This is a genomic window from Acinetobacter gyllenbergii CIP 110306 = MTCC 11365 (assembly GCF_000413855.1).
Classification (GTDB): domain Bacteria; phylum Pseudomonadota; class Gammaproteobacteria; order Pseudomonadales; family Moraxellaceae; genus Acinetobacter; species Acinetobacter gyllenbergii.
Map to the genome: position 1 here is coordinate 24803 of NZ_ATGG01000050.1, position 16802 is coordinate 41604.

General features: G+C 40.6%; 16 protein-coding genes. 12 read left to right on the top strand and 4 right to left on the bottom strand.

Annotated elements, in window-relative coordinates:
- The first annotated feature begins 87 nt into the window (after positions 1 to 87).
- From F957_RS01985 to F957_RS01970, 4 genes are all read left to right on the top strand, one after another.
- The gene (locus tag F957_RS01985) at positions 88 to 585 is read left to right on the top strand and encodes a hypothetical protein (protein WP_228129650.1); all 498 of its coding nucleotides are present in this window, start codon (positions 88 to 90) and stop codon (positions 583 to 585) included.
- Between the two features lie 662 nt (positions 586 to 1247).
- Positions 1248 to 1757 carry a hypothetical protein gene (locus tag F957_RS01980; protein WP_016660628.1) on the top strand — a complete coding sequence of 170 codons (510 nt, stop codon included), beginning with the start codon at positions 1248 to 1250 and terminating at the stop codon, positions 1755 to 1757.
- Positions 1758 to 1853: 96 nt separating this feature from the next.
- On the top strand, positions 1854 to 2528 hold the full coding sequence (locus F957_RS01975) for a hypothetical protein (RefSeq protein ID WP_016542278.1): 675 nt from the start codon (positions 1854 to 1856) through the stop codon (positions 2526 to 2528).
- A 342-nt stretch (positions 2529 to 2870) separates the two neighbouring features.
- Positions 2871 to 3419, top strand: coding sequence for a hypothetical protein (locus F957_RS01970; protein ID WP_016542279.1), 549 nt, complete (start codon positions 2871 to 2873; stop codon positions 3417 to 3419).
- An 80-nt stretch (positions 3420 to 3499) separates the two neighbouring features.
- Here F957_RS01970 and F957_RS01965 read toward each other — a convergent pair whose 3' ends face one another.
- Positions 3500 to 4846, bottom strand: a complete 1347-nt coding sequence (locus tag F957_RS01965; RefSeq protein ID WP_016542280.1) for a PGAP1-like alpha/beta domain-containing protein — start codon at positions 4844 to 4846, stop codon at positions 3500 to 3502.
- Between the two features lie 262 nt (positions 4847 to 5108).
- On the opposite strand from F957_RS01965, the gene F957_RS01960 reads away from it, so the two are divergent.
- From F957_RS01960 to urtE, 7 genes are all read left to right on the top strand, one after another.
- A complete protein-coding gene (locus tag F957_RS01960) occupies positions 5109 to 5699 on the top strand; it encodes a YqiA/YcfP family alpha/beta fold hydrolase (protein ID WP_016542281.1) in 591 nt (196 codons plus the stop codon).
- Positions 5700 to 5713: 14 nt separating this feature from the next.
- Positions 5714 to 7597, top strand: a complete 1884-nt coding sequence (gene parE, locus F957_RS01955; protein WP_004803540.1) for a DNA topoisomerase IV subunit B — start codon at positions 5714 to 5716, stop codon at positions 7595 to 7597.
- Between the two features lie 258 nt (positions 7598 to 7855).
- Complete coding sequence (gene urtA, locus F957_RS01950) at positions 7856 to 9136, top strand: urea ABC transporter substrate-binding protein (RefSeq protein ID WP_016542283.1); 1281 nt, start codon at positions 7856 to 7858, stop codon at positions 9134 to 9136.
- Positions 9137 to 9226: 90 nt separating this feature from the next.
- Positions 9227 to 10849, top strand: a complete 1623-nt coding sequence (urtB, locus tag F957_RS01945) for an urea ABC transporter permease subunit UrtB (RefSeq protein WP_016542284.1) — start codon at positions 9227 to 9229, stop codon at positions 10847 to 10849.
- 4 nt (positions 10850 to 10853) lie between these two features.
- Positions 10854 to 11924, top strand: coding sequence for an urea ABC transporter permease subunit UrtC (gene urtC / locus F957_RS01940; protein WP_016542285.1), 1071 nt, complete (start codon positions 10854 to 10856; stop codon positions 11922 to 11924).
- Positions 11925 to 12752, top strand: a complete 828-nt coding sequence (gene urtD / locus F957_RS01935; protein WP_004657105.1) for an urea ABC transporter ATP-binding protein UrtD — start codon at positions 11925 to 11927, stop codon at positions 12750 to 12752.
- 9 nt (positions 12753 to 12761) lie between these two features.
- Positions 12762 to 13460: an urea ABC transporter ATP-binding subunit UrtE gene (gene urtE, locus F957_RS01930; protein WP_004776300.1), complete on the top strand. Its 699-nt coding sequence runs from the start codon at positions 12762 to 12764 to the stop codon at positions 13458 to 13460.
- Positions 13461 to 13727: 267 nt separating this feature from the next.
- On the opposite strand, the gene F957_RS01925 is transcribed toward urtE, so the two are convergent.
- The 3 genes from F957_RS01925 to F957_RS01915 all read right to left on the bottom strand — a co-directional run bounded on the left by F957_RS01925 (position 13728) and on the right by F957_RS01915 (position 15960).
- Positions 13728 to 14465: a hypothetical protein gene (locus tag F957_RS01925; RefSeq protein ID WP_016542286.1), complete on the bottom strand. Its 738-nt coding sequence runs from the start codon at positions 14463 to 14465 to the stop codon at positions 13728 to 13730.
- Between the two features lie 82 nt (positions 14466 to 14547).
- Positions 14548 to 15099, bottom strand: coding sequence for a GNAT family N-acetyltransferase (locus tag F957_RS01920; RefSeq protein WP_016542287.1), 552 nt, complete (start codon positions 15097 to 15099; stop codon positions 14548 to 14550).
- A gap of 135 nt (positions 15100 to 15234) precedes the next feature.
- Positions 15235 to 15960, bottom strand: a complete 726-nt coding sequence (locus tag F957_RS01915) for an outer membrane protein OmpK (protein WP_016542288.1) — start codon at positions 15958 to 15960, stop codon at positions 15235 to 15237.
- Between the two features lie 370 nt (positions 15961 to 16330).
- Here F957_RS01915 and F957_RS01910 point away from each other — a divergent pair, with 370 nt between their 5' ends.
- Positions 16331 to 16705 carry an HPF/RaiA family ribosome-associated protein gene (locus F957_RS01910; protein WP_016542289.1) on the top strand — a complete coding sequence of 125 codons (375 nt, stop codon included), beginning with the start codon at positions 16331 to 16333 and terminating at the stop codon, positions 16703 to 16705.
- Positions 16706 to 16802 lie beyond the last annotated feature (97 nt).

The following is a 16802-nucleotide window of genomic DNA, read 5'->3' on the forward strand; positions in this document are numbered from 1 at the left end:
AATCCTAGAATTATAATTAATGTAAATAGTCATGATGAAACTATGTATTTATTATTTTTTTTAAAGTCATTTTTTGAAATGTTTATCATGAATAAAATTTTTTTATTATCGCTATGCTTGATATTAGTGGCATGTAGTCCTTTTAAAAAAGATGAAAGTGCTATTGGTGGCTTTACTAAAAATGGTTTTGAAAATTTCAAAATTGGAGATCAAGCCCAGAATCTGAAAGAAGTTGAAGACAGTCGTATAGGTGATTGTTTCATTGCAAAAGATACTCGAAATGATGATGTCGAATTCCAGATTATGAATAATAAAATTTCAATTATTTCATCTATGGATAACACGAGAGCATCTTATAATGGTATTAAGATAGGAGATTCAGAACAAAAAATATATGAAAAATATAGTAAAAAAGATTTAGATAAGAGGAAAAATCCTTATGGCGATCCAAAAAAAGATTATTCTCTAATTGATTGGGATGATAACACTAAGAAAATGGGAACACGATATGATATTGAAAGTGGGCATATCGTGGGGATCAAAGTTGGTGATAGTAATTTAACTTTAATGGAAGGATGTGCTTAACAGGTCAGGGGTAGAGGGGTTTTAGTTTTTAGAATCTCTCTAAAATTATTAATTTGAAAAATATAAAATCAATTCTTTATCTATGATGATACTTGTTAAAAAGATGTTAAATTGGAGAGAGTGGGATGAGGAAGGTAAATTAGTAAAAGTTGAGAGCCATGATGATTAACCTAAAAATAAACACCTTGTTTTTCGCCATAATAGCGAACATAATATTTTTATCACAAACATATGCGAGTGATAATTTTACAATATTAACAGGCCATATACTAAATAAAAAAGTATAGATGAACAAAATAAAGCACATCCGTATGATGTTATTTTATTGCCAACTGTTAGAAATTTTTGTTTAAAAGAAGAGGGTGAGGAGTATAATAAGATAAAAGAAATTCAGTTGAATTATTTAGATGTGAAATATAAAATTGAATATAATAAACCCACACAAATAACGTGCAAAGGTTTGTATTCAGCTGACTCTATCCTTCATTATACTGGTTTGATTTGTGTGGTTGATAAGATAAATTATATGAAACGACAATTTTAGTCTTGTGTAATTATAAGTTTTAAGTGGTACTATTTTAGTTTTTAAAAAAATCAATAAATTTTTAAGAACCAAGCCCTGAATTGATGAACCGAAATAAATCGTAGTGGAAATGGTAATAATGAAAAATACATCTGTTAGCTCAACTCTACTTATAGTTTTATCAGTTTTAGGGTGTTCAAGTAATACATCTGTAGCAAAAGACATTAAAAAAATAGAAGAAAATGTTAGAGTAATTAAATATCCTATATCATCAAATTTTTATTCAGAATGTAGAGAAAATAAATCTGAAAAAGAATGCAGGAAGATAATTGATATAAAAGATTATTCTTATCAATCAACGAAAATTTTAAAAGAACTCCCAGTTGAAGTGAGTTTTTTGTCAGACAGTAGAATAAAAGATCTTAATGTCGATAATTTTAGATTTATATCTAAGGGTAATGATATAGTTTACTCTATAGCTGAAAAGTATGTAGATACAGATGAAGAGGCTAAATCAGAATTTTATTTGATAAAAATTAAGCCAAATTTGAAAGTTGAAAAAATAGGTGATTATTACTCAATTGATAGCTCAGGAGTGATTAAGTATAAAGATGAAAATGGAAAGCTATTGAAGAGAAGTTTAAAGTAAGAATAACTTAATGTTGAGTCGATGCATCCTAGCTGAGCTGGGGTGTTTTCTAAAATAAATTAAAAGTGATTGATTTAGAATGATAGGAAATTTGAAATGAATTTTTTGAAAACAGTAATGATGTTTTTTATTGGTCTATTAGTATCTAATTTTGTTTTTTCTAAGGAAATTAATAAAATAGAAGAAAATGTTAAAGTGGTTAAATCTTCAGCATCTTTGAATTCATTTATGAATTTTAATGATAATTTTTATTCATTCAAAATTTGTAATATAACTGGTAAATGTCAATTGAATAAGGCGAGAAGTAATAAGGATCAATTTTTTTTTGAAAGTTTTGATCCTCCGAATGATGAATTTTATTTAAAAAAGAATAAGGATGGGTATGTTCTCTATTATAAAAATATTTATAATGAAGATGTTTTAATGGGGTGGGCAAATTCTCATATTTTGTCTGAGAATGATGAGAGTTTAATTTTAGGTATAAATAAAGTGTTTTTGACTATGGGAGGAGTCGATTTTTTATTAATGGGTGATAATTCAAACCAAGTACAATCCAGAAACCATAAGAAAGGTATTTATTTTTTGAATGATAATTATGACAAAAATCCATACTATCAAAAACAAGAAATTAAATTTACGAAAAAAAAGGATGGTACGATACTTTTAGATTGTAAGGCTTATATGAAAAATGAAATGGTAAAAAAACAATTTTCTGGAATTTTTTATAATGAATGTTCAGATGAAAGTAAAGTTTATTTTAAGAAAATATAATTTATAAATATAAAATGATAAAGAATGTCATAAAGACCTTCTTCATTCTTGTTAAAATTAGAGTGCAGTTTGTTCGATATCTGGAGCAACAGTGCAGGAGTTGATTTAGGGCATCTAGTGGGGCAATAGAAATTGTAAGGATGAAACTATGTATCTATCGTATTTTTTTAAAGTCAATTTTTTGAAATGTGTATGATGAATAAATTATTATAACTATTTAATTTACCCTAAAGCTGAAACACCTGATGATTACATACCGAAGCAGGTAAATTGCTTAACCAAGAAAAAGATTAAATTCAGTGAATATTATGGTCGTTGTGGTTAATTTTAAAGGAATTTATTATGACTTCATCCTATAGAAAATATACCTACATTCTAGGCTTGGTCAGCCTAAGTCTCTTGGCTTGTTCCTGTAGAAATGCTCCAGAAATAAAACATGAAATTTTCGATCAAAGCCAAACAAAAAAAGTCTCTTCAATTCCAAAAAAGTTAAAAAATGATGATGGTTTCCTGATCACTTCGCTTCCTTATAACTCAAATGCACATCTTAACTGTATTTTATCGGCACAAAGAATGAACTGTGGCTCAATCAATTTGATTGATAGCAGTCGTCTGATTAACGTTTATAACTTTATCAACCCAAGCTATGGAGATTCCGTTGTTTTCCCTGAAACAAGCACGGGTATTTTATTAATTGCATCTCCTTCTTCAAGTGAAGCTGGAAATCCAGAAATAAATCTGACAACAGTGAACAAGTTTGGCTTGGTTAAAAGCATTACCTTAGATGCATCAAAAAATATTTTTATTAATCAGAAGTATGAAATTTTATATAAAGAAGATGGAAAAGATCTAAAACTAAAATTAAATGACCAAGGTGAATTTGTGAAGTAAAGCTATTCCTAACCAGATTGAGCCTATTACAGCTTTTGACCGAAAAAGCTCAGCTAAAAATCTAACTGAGCTTTTATGGTTTAGGTCTCAACAATGCCTTCTAAATCATCAAAGGTATAGTTCTGAGGGACATTGATCATATGGGTTTGCACACCTGCCTCAACTTTTTCACCCGCATCAGGATATAACCAACGCGTAATTTGCTCTGCGACACTGGAGTGATATTGAATTTCAAAGTGATTCAGTCCATAGAAAACCGCTTTATGCGTATCAGGTAATTTCAGTTGGAAACGTGGATTTTGGTGTTCACCCAAAGCACTTTTCACACTGACCAGATAATCCCCAATCACAGACAGCGCTTTATTCCGTAACTTCTCAAACTCTAATGTTCCTGCAATCAAGAAAGTATTGATATGGGATGGTAGCGGAGCGGGTTTACGATTGTCATCGGCAAAGCCAATGCGGGCGTCATTGTGTTCCCAGTCATCATCACGAACACTGCCATAGCGCAGATCGAGTATGCCGTTACTACGCACATTTACCAACTGACCAAGCAAGTTGATAAACGGGAAGCCACCGAGTTTGTCCTGCAAGACAAAACCAAAGCGTTCGAGCACTGCACCATGGTGAGGCGAACCGATACAGACCAAATTCTCGACCATATGCACCCATTGATACAGATTCTGTTTGCCATAAAACAGGGCACTACGTGAAACCAAGCCGCCCATACTGTGGCCAATCAGGTCAATACTGGTGATACGTGGATTACGCTGCACCAAATCCTCTAGGGTATTGGCAAAACTACGGCCATTGGCGGAAATTCGACGTCCAGTATTGTAGTTGAGATACAACATGGTGTTGTTATCACGTTGTGCAAGTAAGCGTTCACCAATCCCGCCATAACGATGATTAGACCAAGTCAAATGGTTCATACACAAACCATGTGCAAGAATCACCACACGTCCAGTTAACTCGCCTTGCTGTAAAGAACCATAGTGATCATAAAGCACCATCGGCAAAGCCATTGGATTGTGTTGCTTTAAAAAGAAATCACCAAAAATTCCATTCAGTGCACCTACTAAAAAATGCAGGGTTGGGGTTAAGGGCTTGTCATGCAAGACTGGAAATTTTTCAATAATGCGACGTAAATTAGGCGCTAGAAAATGACTGCCATATTTTTGCAGTGCCACATAAGAGAACTGATAAAATTTTTGCAGTTGTGGGTGTTTTTGTAATTGTTTGGCTTTTTGTGCACTTAAACCGAGCGTTGTCCTTAACACTTCGGTTTGTACCACTTGAATCAGTTCGTGTACGCCACTGAGACTGGTACTGACCAGCTGTGCCAAACCCTCCAAAACATCTGCCTGACTTGGGGGGGTACGATCCCACTTACAATAGGTTTCATGCAGAGGCGTTAAACTTGGCATATTAATTTCCCCATCCTTGATATATACCGAAGGTTTGAAGTGATTTTTCTGAATATTATTTAGATAAACTACAACAAACTCTTACATCTTATGTCTTTCATACGTAATTTTTTTAGAATACTGATGAACGGAGTACAGTATCGTTTTTTGTGTCAGACAATATCGAGCTTAAATGTAATTTATATTGTTATTTGATTAACAATTAATCAAAATAATGTGATTTATTTCACTTTATGTCAAGCCATTGCCTATTTTGGTGCGTATGCAAATTATCTATCTACATGGTTTTCGCAGTAGTCCGATGTCGATAAAAGGGCAACAACTGCAACAATATTGTGCACAGTACGAGACGATACAGGTGCATTTACCTGATTTAAATCAATCACCCAATCGAGTGCTGCAACAGCTGTCACAGCTTATCGAAAATTTACCAAACGATAAAGTGGTTTTAGTTGGAAGCAGTCTGGGCGGCTTTTATGCGACATACCTTGTCGCAAAATATGGTTATCCTGCTGTACTGATTAATCCAGCTATGCAACCATGGCAGTTATTCGAAGATTTATTCGGGATTGAGCAAATCCCGCTCAAAGTCACTGCATCATGGACACTTGATGCCGATCAATTGCAGCAATTACAATCGATTGCTGACACGAAACTCGTTCATGCTGATAAAATTCTGGTGCTATTGCAACAAGGCGATGAAGTCTTGGATTATCAGCAAGCTCAACGTTATTATAGTGCAGTTCATCCATCATCATTGATTTTAACCGACGCTAATGGTAATCATGCAATGGATGATTTTGAAGAAAAATTACCTTTAATTCTCGAATTTTTATCGGCAGCGATCCAATAAGGAAGTCAGACCAAGTGACACAATACACGGCCCAATCCCTTGAAGTTCTTTCTGGTTTAGATCCAGTTCGTCGTCGACCAGGCATGTATACCGATACCTCACGTCCAAACCATTTGGCACAAGAGGTGATTGATAATGCAGTCGATGAAGCACTTGCAGGACATGCCAACCAGATTTGTGTCACGGTCTATGAAGATGGCTCATTGTCGGTTGAAGATAATGGACGCGGTATGCCAGTCGATATCCATCCAGAATATGGGCAAAGTGGTATCGAGATTATTCTGACCAAACTGCATGCAGGCGGTAAATTCAGCACCGATAACTATCAGTTCTCGGGTGGTTTGCACGGGGTTGGGATTTCGGTGGTCAATGCCTTATCGACCCGTGTTGAAGTGGCAGTGCAGCGTCAAGGTAATTTGTATCAAATGGCTTTTGAACAAGGTGAGCCCGTTGCCCCTTTGTCGGTTTTAGAAGGTAAGGTCGCTAAGCGTGCGACAGGCACAACAGTACGGTTCTGGCCAGAAACTAAATATTTTGATAGTCCCAAATTTGCCTTGAAGGCATTGAAGCATAATTTAAAAGCCAAGGCGGTTTTAGCTGCGGGCTTAAAAATTATTTATGACGATAAAATCAATAACGAAAAGATCGAATGGCAGTTTGAAAATGGTCTGGTCGACTATTTAATGGATGAACTGCAAGATCGGGACATCTTGCCAGATCCAGCTTTTGTCAGTAGTGGACAAGCAGACCGCGCAGCCTGTGAATTTGCGATTTGTTGGAATGTGGAAGGCGGCGAGCAGATTCAGGAAAGCTATGTCAACTTGATTCCCACCGCGCAAGGCGGAACCCATGTCAATGGTCTACGCTCAGGTGTGACGGAGGCTTTGCGTGAGTTTTGTGAATTACGCAATTTGTTGCCGCGTAATATGAAGCTCTCTGCGGAAGATGTTTGGGATGGGGTAAATTTTATTCTATCGCTGAAATTCCAAGAGCCACAATTTTCAGGCCAAACCAAAGAACGTTTATCCAGTCGCGAAGCCTCTAATATTGTGCTGAATATTGCCAAAGATGCGTTTGCTTTATGGCTGAATCAACATGCGGAGATTGCGACACAACTGGCTGAAATGGCGATTGCCAAAGCAGGGCGTCGTCTCAAAGCTGCGAAAAAAGTTGAACGTAAAAAGATTGTAGCGGGCCCAGCCTTACCAGGTAAATTGGCCGATTGTGTTGGTTTAACCCGTGAAGACAGTGAGTTGTTTATTGTCGAAGGGGATTCTGCAGGCGGCAGTGCCAAACAGGCACGCGACAAGAATTTCCAAGCGATTATGCCGATCCGCGGAAAAATCCTGAATACGTGGGAAGTCTCTTCGGACGAGGTCTTAGCCTCTCAAGAAGTGCATGATATTGCTATCGCCATTGGCGTTGATCCGGGCAGTGATGATCTGTCTGAATTACGTTATGGCAAGATCTGTATCCTTGCCGATGCGGACTCAGATGGTCTGCATATCGCCACTTTATTATGCGCTTTATTCGTCAAACATTTCCCGACTTTGGTTGAGGAAGGTCATCTGTTCGTAGCAATGCCACCACTCTATCGTATCGATATTGGTAAAGAGGTGTACTATGCCTTGGATGATGACGAGCTCGAGAGCATCCTGAAAAAAGTCAAAGGTAATAAGAATCCACAGATCACCCGATTCAAAGGTCTGGGCGAGATGAATGCCAGTCAGTTACGTGAAACGACTATGGACCCGAACACCCGTCGTTTAGTGCAGTTGGATTTGGATGATGCACATTTAACCGCAGGTTTATTGGATAAATTGCTGGCGAAAAAGCGTTCAGCTGACCGTAAGCACTGGTTAGAACAAAAGGGTAATTTGGCGGATATTACTGTTTAAGCGCTTCGTTTCATTGTTGGATTAAAGCCAAGCATCAGCTTGGCTTTTTCTTTAGCTGAACTTTTAATGTCCGAGCTGAACAAATTTGCATCATTTTAGGTCGCTGCGTATTTTTTGTATGCAATGTTGTATACAAGATGAAAGAATTAAGGCTTTATTTTTATTTAAGTTAATTAAAAACAATGGCTTGCTGTGTTGGCACAGAAATTGAATAACTCCACCCAGTAAAAATCACAATATTGATGGGTGGAGAGAAAAATGCAAAACAAATTGATGTCGATGTCAATCCTGATGACAGCCATGATGGGGATCGGTCTGGTTGGCTGTTCAAAACCAGCAGAAAAAACAGAACAAACCAAAACAGAAGCCAAAACTGCGCCCGCAGCCAGCGGCGATACCATTAAGGTCGGGATTCTACATTCACTTTCGGGCACCATGGCGATTTCAGAAACGTCGCTGAAAGATACTGCCTTAATGGCCATCAATGAAATCAATGCCAATGGTGGGGTACTGGGTAAAAAATTAGAACCTGTGATTGTTGACCCTGCATCGGATTGGCCATTGTTTGCAGAAAAAGCCCGTCAGTTGATTACTCAAGATAAGGTCGCAGTCATTTTTGGTTGTTGGACATCCGTTTCGCGTAAATCAGTTCTACCTGTGGTCGAAGAACTGAATGGCTTGTTGTTCTATCCAGTGCAATATGAAGGCCAAGAACAATCTAAAAATATCTTCTACACCGGTGCAGCGCCAAATCAACAAGCGATTCCAGCGGTTGAATACTTGATGGGGGATGAAGGCGGTAAAGCAGAACGTTTTGTATTACTCGGCACCGATTATGTCTATCCACGAACCACCAATAAAATCTTACGTGCCTTCCTGAAGTCGAAGGGTGTAGCGGATGCCGACATCATGGAAGAATACACCCCATTTGGTCACAGCAATTATCAAACTATTGTTTCCAATATTAAGAAGTTCTCTGCGGGTAAAAAGACTGCGGTGATCTCGACTATTAATGGCGATTCCAATGTGCCGTTCTATCGTGAACTAGGCAATCAAGGCATTAAAGCATCGGATATTCCTGTGATGGCCTTCTCGGTGGGTGAGGAAGAATTACGTGGGATCGATACCAAACCATTGGTGGGTCATTTAGCGTCATGGAATTATTTCATGTCGGTGAAAAATCCGAAGAACACTGAGTTTGTGAATAAATTCAAACAATATGCAGTGGAATACAAACTTCCAAATGCAGACAAAGTGGTGACCAACGATCCGATGGAAGCGACCTATGTCGGTATCAATATGTGGAAGCAAGCCGTTGAAAAAGCAGGCACGACTGAGGTCGACAAAGTCCGTGATGCGATGGCAGGTCAGACCTTTGCTGCACCATCGGGCTATACCTTAAAAATGGATGAAACTAATCACCATTTACATAAACCCGTAATGATTGGACAGATTCGCGGCGATGGCCAATTCGATGTGGTCTATAAAACACCGCAAACCATCAAGGCGGAGCCTTGGAGTCCGTATATCCCGAAATAAAGTTTTTTCGCCTGCTGTGCTGTATTGGCAGCAGGCTTTTTTATTCTGTTTTTTGTTCTATTTAAAACCGTTAATCATAAGGGGAGTTCTATGGCGAAACACTATGTTTTGGCACTGCTCTGCATCATGGCACAGATGATTTTTAGTCCAGCATGGGCAGAAGCCACATCCGCAACAACCGTGACGTCTACAGCTTCTCAAGATGCCATTCAGACCTTTGTGAAGTCCGATTTTGCGACGCGTCGTGCCATGCTCAATCAATGGCCTGCCAGTATTGAACAACTGGATCAACTGGTGGCCTATATTGATCAAAACGAGCTGTATACCGATAGCGCAGGCAATACTTATCTGTTAAAAAATGATGACAAGCTGTTTAGCTATCCTGAGCAGCAGGCGCTGGAACAATGGCCTGCGGATTTATCCCAAGTAACTTTGGTCAATACCTTACGCAAGGCACTGAATTTTGGTCAAGCCAAAGCCAAACTGAATTCTACAGATGCCTCGCAACGTTTAGCTGCGGTGGATATTTTAGAAAATAATTTGGCTGAACTCGATGTCGCGATGGTGAAGCAGCTTTATCTGAATGAAAAAAATGATCAGGTCAAAGCACGTTTAGCACAGCTCAAAGCCCGTTTGGATTTTAACAGTGCTGATGCGTTTACCAAGCTTGAAGCAGTGAAGGTCTTGGCTGATTCAAATCGTCCTGACGTATTCGCCTTAATCAACCAAACTTTAGAACAACCGCAAAGCAATCCTGCATTGAAGGCAGCGTTGCTGGATGCACACAATAAAATTAAAACCCGTCTGCAAATCAGTGAGTGGTCAGGCCATGTCTTTTCAGGTCTGAGTACGGCCAGCATTTTGCTGCTTGCGGCACTCGGCTTAGCCATTACCTATGGTCTGCTTGGGGTGATTAACATGGCACATGGTGAGCTGATCATGATCGGTGCCTATACCACCTATGTGATTCAAAGCTTTTTTAAAACCCATTTTGCTGGGCTGGTGGACTGGTATCTATTGGCGGCAATTCCTGCGGCTTTTCTGGTCAGTGCCTTGATGGGCATGTTGATTGAACGCACCGTGATCCGTCCGCTGTATGGCCGTCAATTGGAGACTTTACTTGCGACCTTTGGGGTGAGTCTGATCCTGATGCAATTGGTGCGTATGGTGTTCGGTGCGCAAAATGTCGAAGTTTCTAACGTGGCATGGCTGAGTGGCGGAATTGCGCTCACACCGAGCCTGATGCTGCCGTATAACCGTATCGCCATTATTGGCTTTACTGTTGCAGTGCTATTACTGTTGCTGTTTTTACTCAATAAAACCCGTTTTGGTTTATTCGTTCGAGCCGTGACGCAAAACCGTCAAATGGCACGTGCTGTGGGCATCCGTTCTGCACGAATTGACATGATGGCCTTTGGACTGGGTTCAGGCTTGGCAGGTTTGGCAGGCTGTGCCTTGGCGCAGGTGGGTAATGTTGGCCCAGATCTCGGTCAAAACTATATTATTGATGCGTTCCTTGTGGTTGTTGTTGGTGGTGTCGGTCAAGTGTGGGGTGCGGTATTGGCAGCACTCGGACTGGGGATTAGCGGTACAGTTTTAGAGATTGGTTTAGGGGCAGTTTTAGCAAAAATTATTCTCTTGGTTCTTGTGATTTTGTTTATCCAAAAGCGTCCACAAGGTTTGTTTGCCATCAAAGGCCGTTTTGTGGAGTAAGCCAATGAAAATCACTTCTTTATTTGCCGACAAACCGTATAGCGCTGTGGCGATTGTAGTCTGTTTCGGAGTGCTGTTGCTATTGCCTTGGCTACACCTGTTGTCTCCTGATTCGGCCTTTTATCTGTCTGCTTACTGGATCACTCTGATTGGCAAAATCATGTGTTTGGCCTTGGTGGCTTTGGCATTGGATTTGGTCTGGGGTTATGCCGGCATTCTGAGCTTAGGACATGGTTTGTATTTTGCTTTGGGCGGTTATGCCTTTGGCATGTACCTGATGCGTCAATCCGCAGGTGACGGTCTGCCTGATTTTATGCGTTTCCTCAGTTGGACCGAGTTGCCTTGGTATTGGATCGGGACTGAGCATATCGCTTGGGCCTTGGCTTTAGTCATTCTTGTCCCTGGTTTGATCGCGTTTATTTTTGGCTTTTTTGCCTTTCGCTCCAAAATCAAAGGCGTGTATTTCTCGATTATTACCCAAGCCATGACCTTTGCCGCAGCGCTGCTGTTCTTTCGCAATGAAACAGGCTTTGGGGGCAATAATGGTTTTACAGGCTTTAAAACAATTTTGGGTTTTGATATTACCTCTGCACCCATGCGCGCAACGCTATGCTTTGTGACTGCGTTGATGTTGATGTTGTGCTTCCTTGGTCTGCGCCAACTGATGAATCGTCCCTATGGAAGGGTCTTGGGTGCAATTCGTGACAGTGAAAATCGCTTGCAATATCTCGGTTATCGCACCCTGTGGTACAAGCTGTCGGCATGGGTATTGTCGGCAGTGATTGCGGGTATCGCTGGGGCGTTATATGTGCCGCAGGCGGGCATCATCAATCCAAGTGAAATGAACCCCGTCAACTCAATCGAAATGGCGGTGTGGGTGGCTGCGGGTGGACGTGGCACTTTGATTGGCCCGATTTTAGGGGCAGGTTTAATCAATGCAGTAAAAACCTACTTCACGGTGGCTGCGCCAGAAGCGTGGTTATTGATCTTGGGGGCGCTGTTCATTGTGGTGACCTTGTTCTTACCTAAGGGTGTGATTGGTTTATTTGACCGTTTTAAAAAGGAGCGTGATTAAATGAGTGATGTATTAATAGACTCAGCTCAACATGGCGGTCAACTGGGCGAGGGCTATGGTCGTGCCAAGCCACAAGGCGCGGATTTTAGCCATGGCATTGCTTTATATCTGGAAAAAGTCAGTGTCTGGTTTGATTCATTTCGGGCTCTCAATGATCTGTCGCTGTACATTGCCGAGGGTGAGTTACGCTGCATCATTGGGCCAAATGGCGCAGGAAAAACCACGCTGATGGATGTGATTACCGGTAAAACCCGTCCGACCACAGGCACGGCATTTTTTGGGCAAAACTACGATCTTGCCAAAATGAGTACCGAGCAAATTGCCGAAGCAGGCATCGGTCGAAAATTCCAAAAGCCAACAGTATTTGAAAATTTTACTGTCATGGAAAATCTACTGTTGGCAGCACCTCGAGATAAACGGGTGAAGAAAAGCTTCTTTTCTCGTTTAGACCCAGAAGCGCAACTGGCTTTGGATGAAAGTTTGGAACAGATTCGTTTAAAGGAGTTTGTACACAAGCCAGCGGGTCTACTGTCACATGGGCAAAAGCAGTGGTTGGAAATTGGTATGTTACTGATGCAACGACCAAAATTAATTTTACTGGATGAGCCTGTTGCAGGGATGACCGATGCTGAAACTGAACGCACCGCTGAACTGTGTCTGGAACTGAAAAAAAATCACACCCTTGTGGTGGTTGAACATGACATGAGCTTTATTGACACCATTAGTGAAAAAGTCACGGTACTGGCACAAGGGGCAATCTTGGCCGAGGGCACATTGGCAGAAGTTCAGGCCAATGAAGATGTGATTGAAAAATATTTAGGACGCTAGGAGAGACACATGCTAGAAGTGAAGCAAATTAATCAATTCTATGGTGGCAGTCATATTCTGCGTGATGTGTCTTTTAACGCACCTGTGGGTGAATGTAGTGTGGTCTTGGGGCGCAATGGCGTGGGCAAAACCACTTTGTTGAAATGCCTGATGGGGATTCTGCCGATTAAGTCAGGACAAATCTTGTTAGATGGTAAAGACATTGCCAAAATGTCCCCAGAGCAACGGGTGCGCGCTGGTTTGGCCTATGTGCCGCAAGGTCGCGATATCTTTTCGACTTTAACGGTAGAAGAAAATATTTTAATTGGCATGGCGAAATTCTCAGGGGCTAAGACGCGTAAGGTGCCAAGCCATTTATATGAAATCTTTCCTGTACTGGATGAAATGAAGCACCGCCGTGGCGGAGATTTATCCGGTGGTCAGCAGCAACAGCTTGCGATCGCTCGAGCGTTGGCTTCGGAGCCAAGCGTATTAATTCTGGATGAACCGACCGAAGGGATTCAGCCTTCAATTATTAAAGATATTGGGCGGGTGATCCGTAAGTTGGCTGATCAAGGTGAAATGGCGATTATTTTGGTGGAGCAGTTTTATGATTTTGCCGAAGAGTTGGCGGATGCGTATACCGTGATGGCGCGTGGGCAGGTGATTGCACAAGGGCGTGGGGAGGAGATGCCTGAGAAGGGAATTCGAGAGTTGGTGGCGATTTAAAACACTCGAAAGAGATTTTCCACCTACGGCCTGATTAAACATTGATCATTGTGGAATCTTATTGTTTTATATCTAATCTTAGGATAAACCTGCGGTTCGCCCTACTTTGGTTTCGCCCAAAGTAGGCAAAGGCATTGTCATCTACAAAACCTGTTCGCTTCTTTCAATACATCAAATGATATTGCAAAAACAGTCTCTTGCGAATACCACGAAGGTTGTAGATGACATTTCCGAGTATCATATTTGAGGCTGACTTTTGATGGTTTGTTAACCTTCAACCTTATAGAACGTTCCGCCAGCATAGACATTGTGTCCAAAGCCACATGAGGACTCGCCACTGTTTTGTTCAACTTCAATTTTTTGTCCAAGCTTTGCATCATTGGCGAATTGAAGTTTGATTTGACAGTCCTCATAGCGATAGCTGGCTTGTTTTGACTTGAGTGGCATACTCGTTTCAAACTGCCCCATATTCGGGCCATAGATCAAGCCGCGTGGGCCGAAATAGTAGCCATTAAAGGCAATCGCATATTGATTTTGTTTTTTGTTGACCTCAATGTAATCCCATTGTCCAAAACCATTGGCGCGGACATAAGTCCCTTGTAGATCCGAAGATAATTTGGGTTTAGGGAGCTGTTTTAAGTTGTATTGACTGGTTTTCGAGTCTTTATCTCTGAGAAACCAGACTCTTGCCCATTGTGGTTTGTCCAGTTTGGCATAACTCAAGCCGACATTATTGTTGGCGATTTCAATGTCTCGGTCACTGACCTGAATGCCACTTTCATCAGCATTGGCCTGACAGAAATGTGCCCAAGCAGCCTGCTCTTCAAATTGATTGGCTGCATTGAAATATTGTTTTTGATCGTAAAGCTTTTTACCTGTTTGCGCATATTGCTTTACTTTGGCACAACCTTGCTGCAATTCTTGTTCAAAAGAAACTTCGGCAAAGCTCGCGCTTGAAGTGATTGCCATGGCGAGGCACAGACCGATTTGAGATGTTTTAATCATTGTTGGCTATTTTTGAAATGAAGTCTTGTTTTCATTTTAAGCCATAATCCAGTTGCCTGACAGTACGCTAAAAGTGAGCTTTTTATTGAGATTCTGTGAGTTGCAGTTGCATCCAGACTAAATCGCGCCATGTGCCAAACTTTTGACCCACTTGTGGCATATAACCAGTTTGAATAAAGCCAAGCTGTTCATGTAACACAATCGAGCCCTTATTTTCACTATCAATCGCAGCTACCATGATATGCATGTTTTGCTGTTTGGCCAGATGAATGAGCTGTTGCATCAGCGCTTTACCCAGTCCTTGGCGAGCGTAGCTTGGGTCAACAAAAACAGAATGTTCAATGCTTTGGCGATAGCCGCTGATGGTCCGAAATGCAGTGTAATAGGCATAGCCTGCCACTTGATGGCTATTTAGGTCTTCAACCACGATCATGGGAAATTGTTGTTGCTGCATGCCGTGAAAACGTTGCTGATAATCTGTTAAGGAAACCGCCTGATCATTCCAATTCGCTGTGCCATTCAGGATCTCTGTATTATAGATCGCGAGGATTTGTTCGAGGTCATCCATCGTGGCAAAACGAATGTGGAAATGTGCGGCTAGGGCAGAAGCGGCAAGTGCAATATTTACAGACATGGGCGAAGGTCATCAAATCAGGAAAAACAACAGATGCAACATTGGTCGAATAAAAGATCAACTCGCATTTATATTCGGTGATGCAAACAAAAACAGCAAGGGAATCCTTGCTGTTTTTTTAACATTCTAATCAGATTAGAAATGGTATTTAATCAAAGCGCTGACGTTGTTTTCGTCACGGTTTTTCATACCAAATTTGTTATTCCAAACTGAATGCTCAACACCTAAATAAAGGCGAGTGTCTGGTGAAATGTGTTTGCCTAGATTCCACTTATATTGTGTGGTCCAGTTCAGTTCGCTGGCGTGATCTTTTTCGCCAGTCGACCAGTCAAGGAAACCATCCACCAAGAAATCTTCGTTCGATACTTTAAATGGCAAAGCATAGGCAATGGTCATTTGATAGTCATCAGTCGTATTTTCGTTGTTGGCGCGGTAGAAGTTTACATTCGCATATTGGAAATATGGAATGGCAAGATCGAAACCGACACCATACAAGAAGTTGTCAAAGCTAGAAAAGTCATCATTGTTGCTTTCCCAAGTAGTTGAGATCAGCACATCTTTGATTGGACCAAACGCAAGTTTTTGACCTGAAATTTCACCCAAGCTTAAACGTGGAGAAAGCTCGAAATAGGTGCTTTTGTGGTCATCGCTGCCACGCATACGGTCCATAAAGAAGAATACATCGGCATATTTTACTTTTGCCGCATATTCAACCGTGATGGTTGTTTGCTTTTCATCAACAACTTCGTAGTTCTCACCATACAAACCAGTCAAGCTGAAATCTTGCCAAATTGGCTTTGCTTGAGTGAACGCTGCTGTAGATACCAATAAACCTGTTGCTGCAAGTTGCTTCAATTGCATTTAAAAAATCTCCCCCCAAAAGGCGTGTCAAGGATACAAGGTATTAAGCAAAAATAAAGCCAAATTTGACCAAATGAACAAAAGAATTGTATATGCATAGACGTGTCTAAAAAGGCATGAATGTTAAGCAACTTTTTGTTGAAGATTTCATCAAAATGTCAAAAATCAGCTTGCATATTTCAAAGGAAAGTCAGATATTGGAGGTATAGAAGATCTTCTTACATACTGAAAAGCAACAGATGCAAAGCGAGGAGACAACAGGTATTTACATAATCAGAATATACAACTGCACTGAATGATTGCATGCTCAAAGTGTGCCAGATAAGAAAGTTTTGTAGCACCGTCTCACAGATAAGAGAGGAAGATATTTATGAATATTGAAATCCGTACAGATAAAAACATTCAAGGTAGTGAACGCTTAATCAGTTATGTTCGTGCAGAACTTACACAAGAATTTCAACGCTATAGCGAGCGTATTACACATTTTTCGGTTCATATTAGTGATGAGAACGGGGAGAAAACGGGCGATCATGACAAACGTTGTATGATTGAGGCTCGTCCAGCAGGAATGAAACCTGTTGCAGTAACACATAAAGCAGGCAATATTGATAATTCGATTCATGGTGCGATTGAGAAACTGAAACGTAGTTTGGAGCATCTATATGAGAAAAAAGAGCATCATCGTGGTGGTTTACCAGAATATGTTGATGTCGATGACGACGTAAAAGTGGATGATGAAGCGTAAAAATGACTGTCTCGTCCTGAAATAGGTTGACACTTATTTCAAACAAACGCCTGATGCATTTCATTAGGCGTTTTGTATTTTAACGATAGATGCGGTC

Coding starts and splice junctions, on each gene's coding strand:
- F957_RS01985 (WP_228129650.1), top strand. CDS start 88: ATGAATAAAATTTTTTTATTATCGCTATGCTTGATATTAGTGGCATGT.
- F957_RS01980 (WP_016660628.1), top strand. CDS start 1,248: ATGAAAAATACATCTGTTAGCTCAACTCTACTTATAGTTTTATCAGTT.
- F957_RS01975 (WP_016542278.1), top strand. CDS start 1,854: ATGAATTTTTTGAAAACAGTAATGATGTTTTTTATTGGTCTATTAGTA.
- F957_RS01970 (WP_016542279.1), top strand. CDS start 2,871: ATGACTTCATCCTATAGAAAATATACCTACATTCTAGGCTTGGTCAGC.
- F957_RS01965 (WP_016542280.1), bottom strand. CDS start 4,846: ATGCCAAGTTTAACGCCTCTGCATGAAACCTATTGTAAGTGGGATCGT.
- F957_RS01960 (WP_016542281.1), top strand. CDS start 5,109: ATGCAAATTATCTATCTACATGGTTTTCGCAGTAGTCCGATGTCGATA.
- urtA (WP_016542283.1), top strand. CDS start 7,856: ATGCAAAACAAATTGATGTCGATGTCAATCCTGATGACAGCCATGATG.
- urtB (WP_016542284.1), top strand. CDS start 9,227: ATGGCGAAACACTATGTTTTGGCACTGCTCTGCATCATGGCACAGATG.
- urtC (WP_016542285.1), top strand. CDS start 10,854: ATGAAAATCACTTCTTTATTTGCCGACAAACCGTATAGCGCTGTGGCG.
- urtD (WP_004657105.1), top strand. CDS start 11,925: ATGAGTGATGTATTAATAGACTCAGCTCAACATGGCGGTCAACTGGGC.
- urtE (WP_004776300.1), top strand. CDS start 12,762: ATGCTAGAAGTGAAGCAAATTAATCAATTCTATGGTGGCAGTCATATT.
- F957_RS01925 (WP_016542286.1), bottom strand. CDS start 14,465: ATGATTAAAACATCTCAAATCGGTCTGTGCCTCGCCATGGCAATCACT.
- F957_RS01920 (WP_016542287.1), bottom strand. CDS start 15,099: ATGTCTGTAAATATTGCACTTGCCGCTTCTGCCCTAGCCGCACATTTC.
- F957_RS01915 (WP_016542288.1), bottom strand. CDS start 15,960: ATGCAATTGAAGCAACTTGCAGCAACAGGTTTATTGGTATCTACAGCA.
- F957_RS01910 (WP_016542289.1), top strand. CDS start 16,331: ATGAATATTGAAATCCGTACAGATAAAAACATTCAAGGTAGTGAACGC.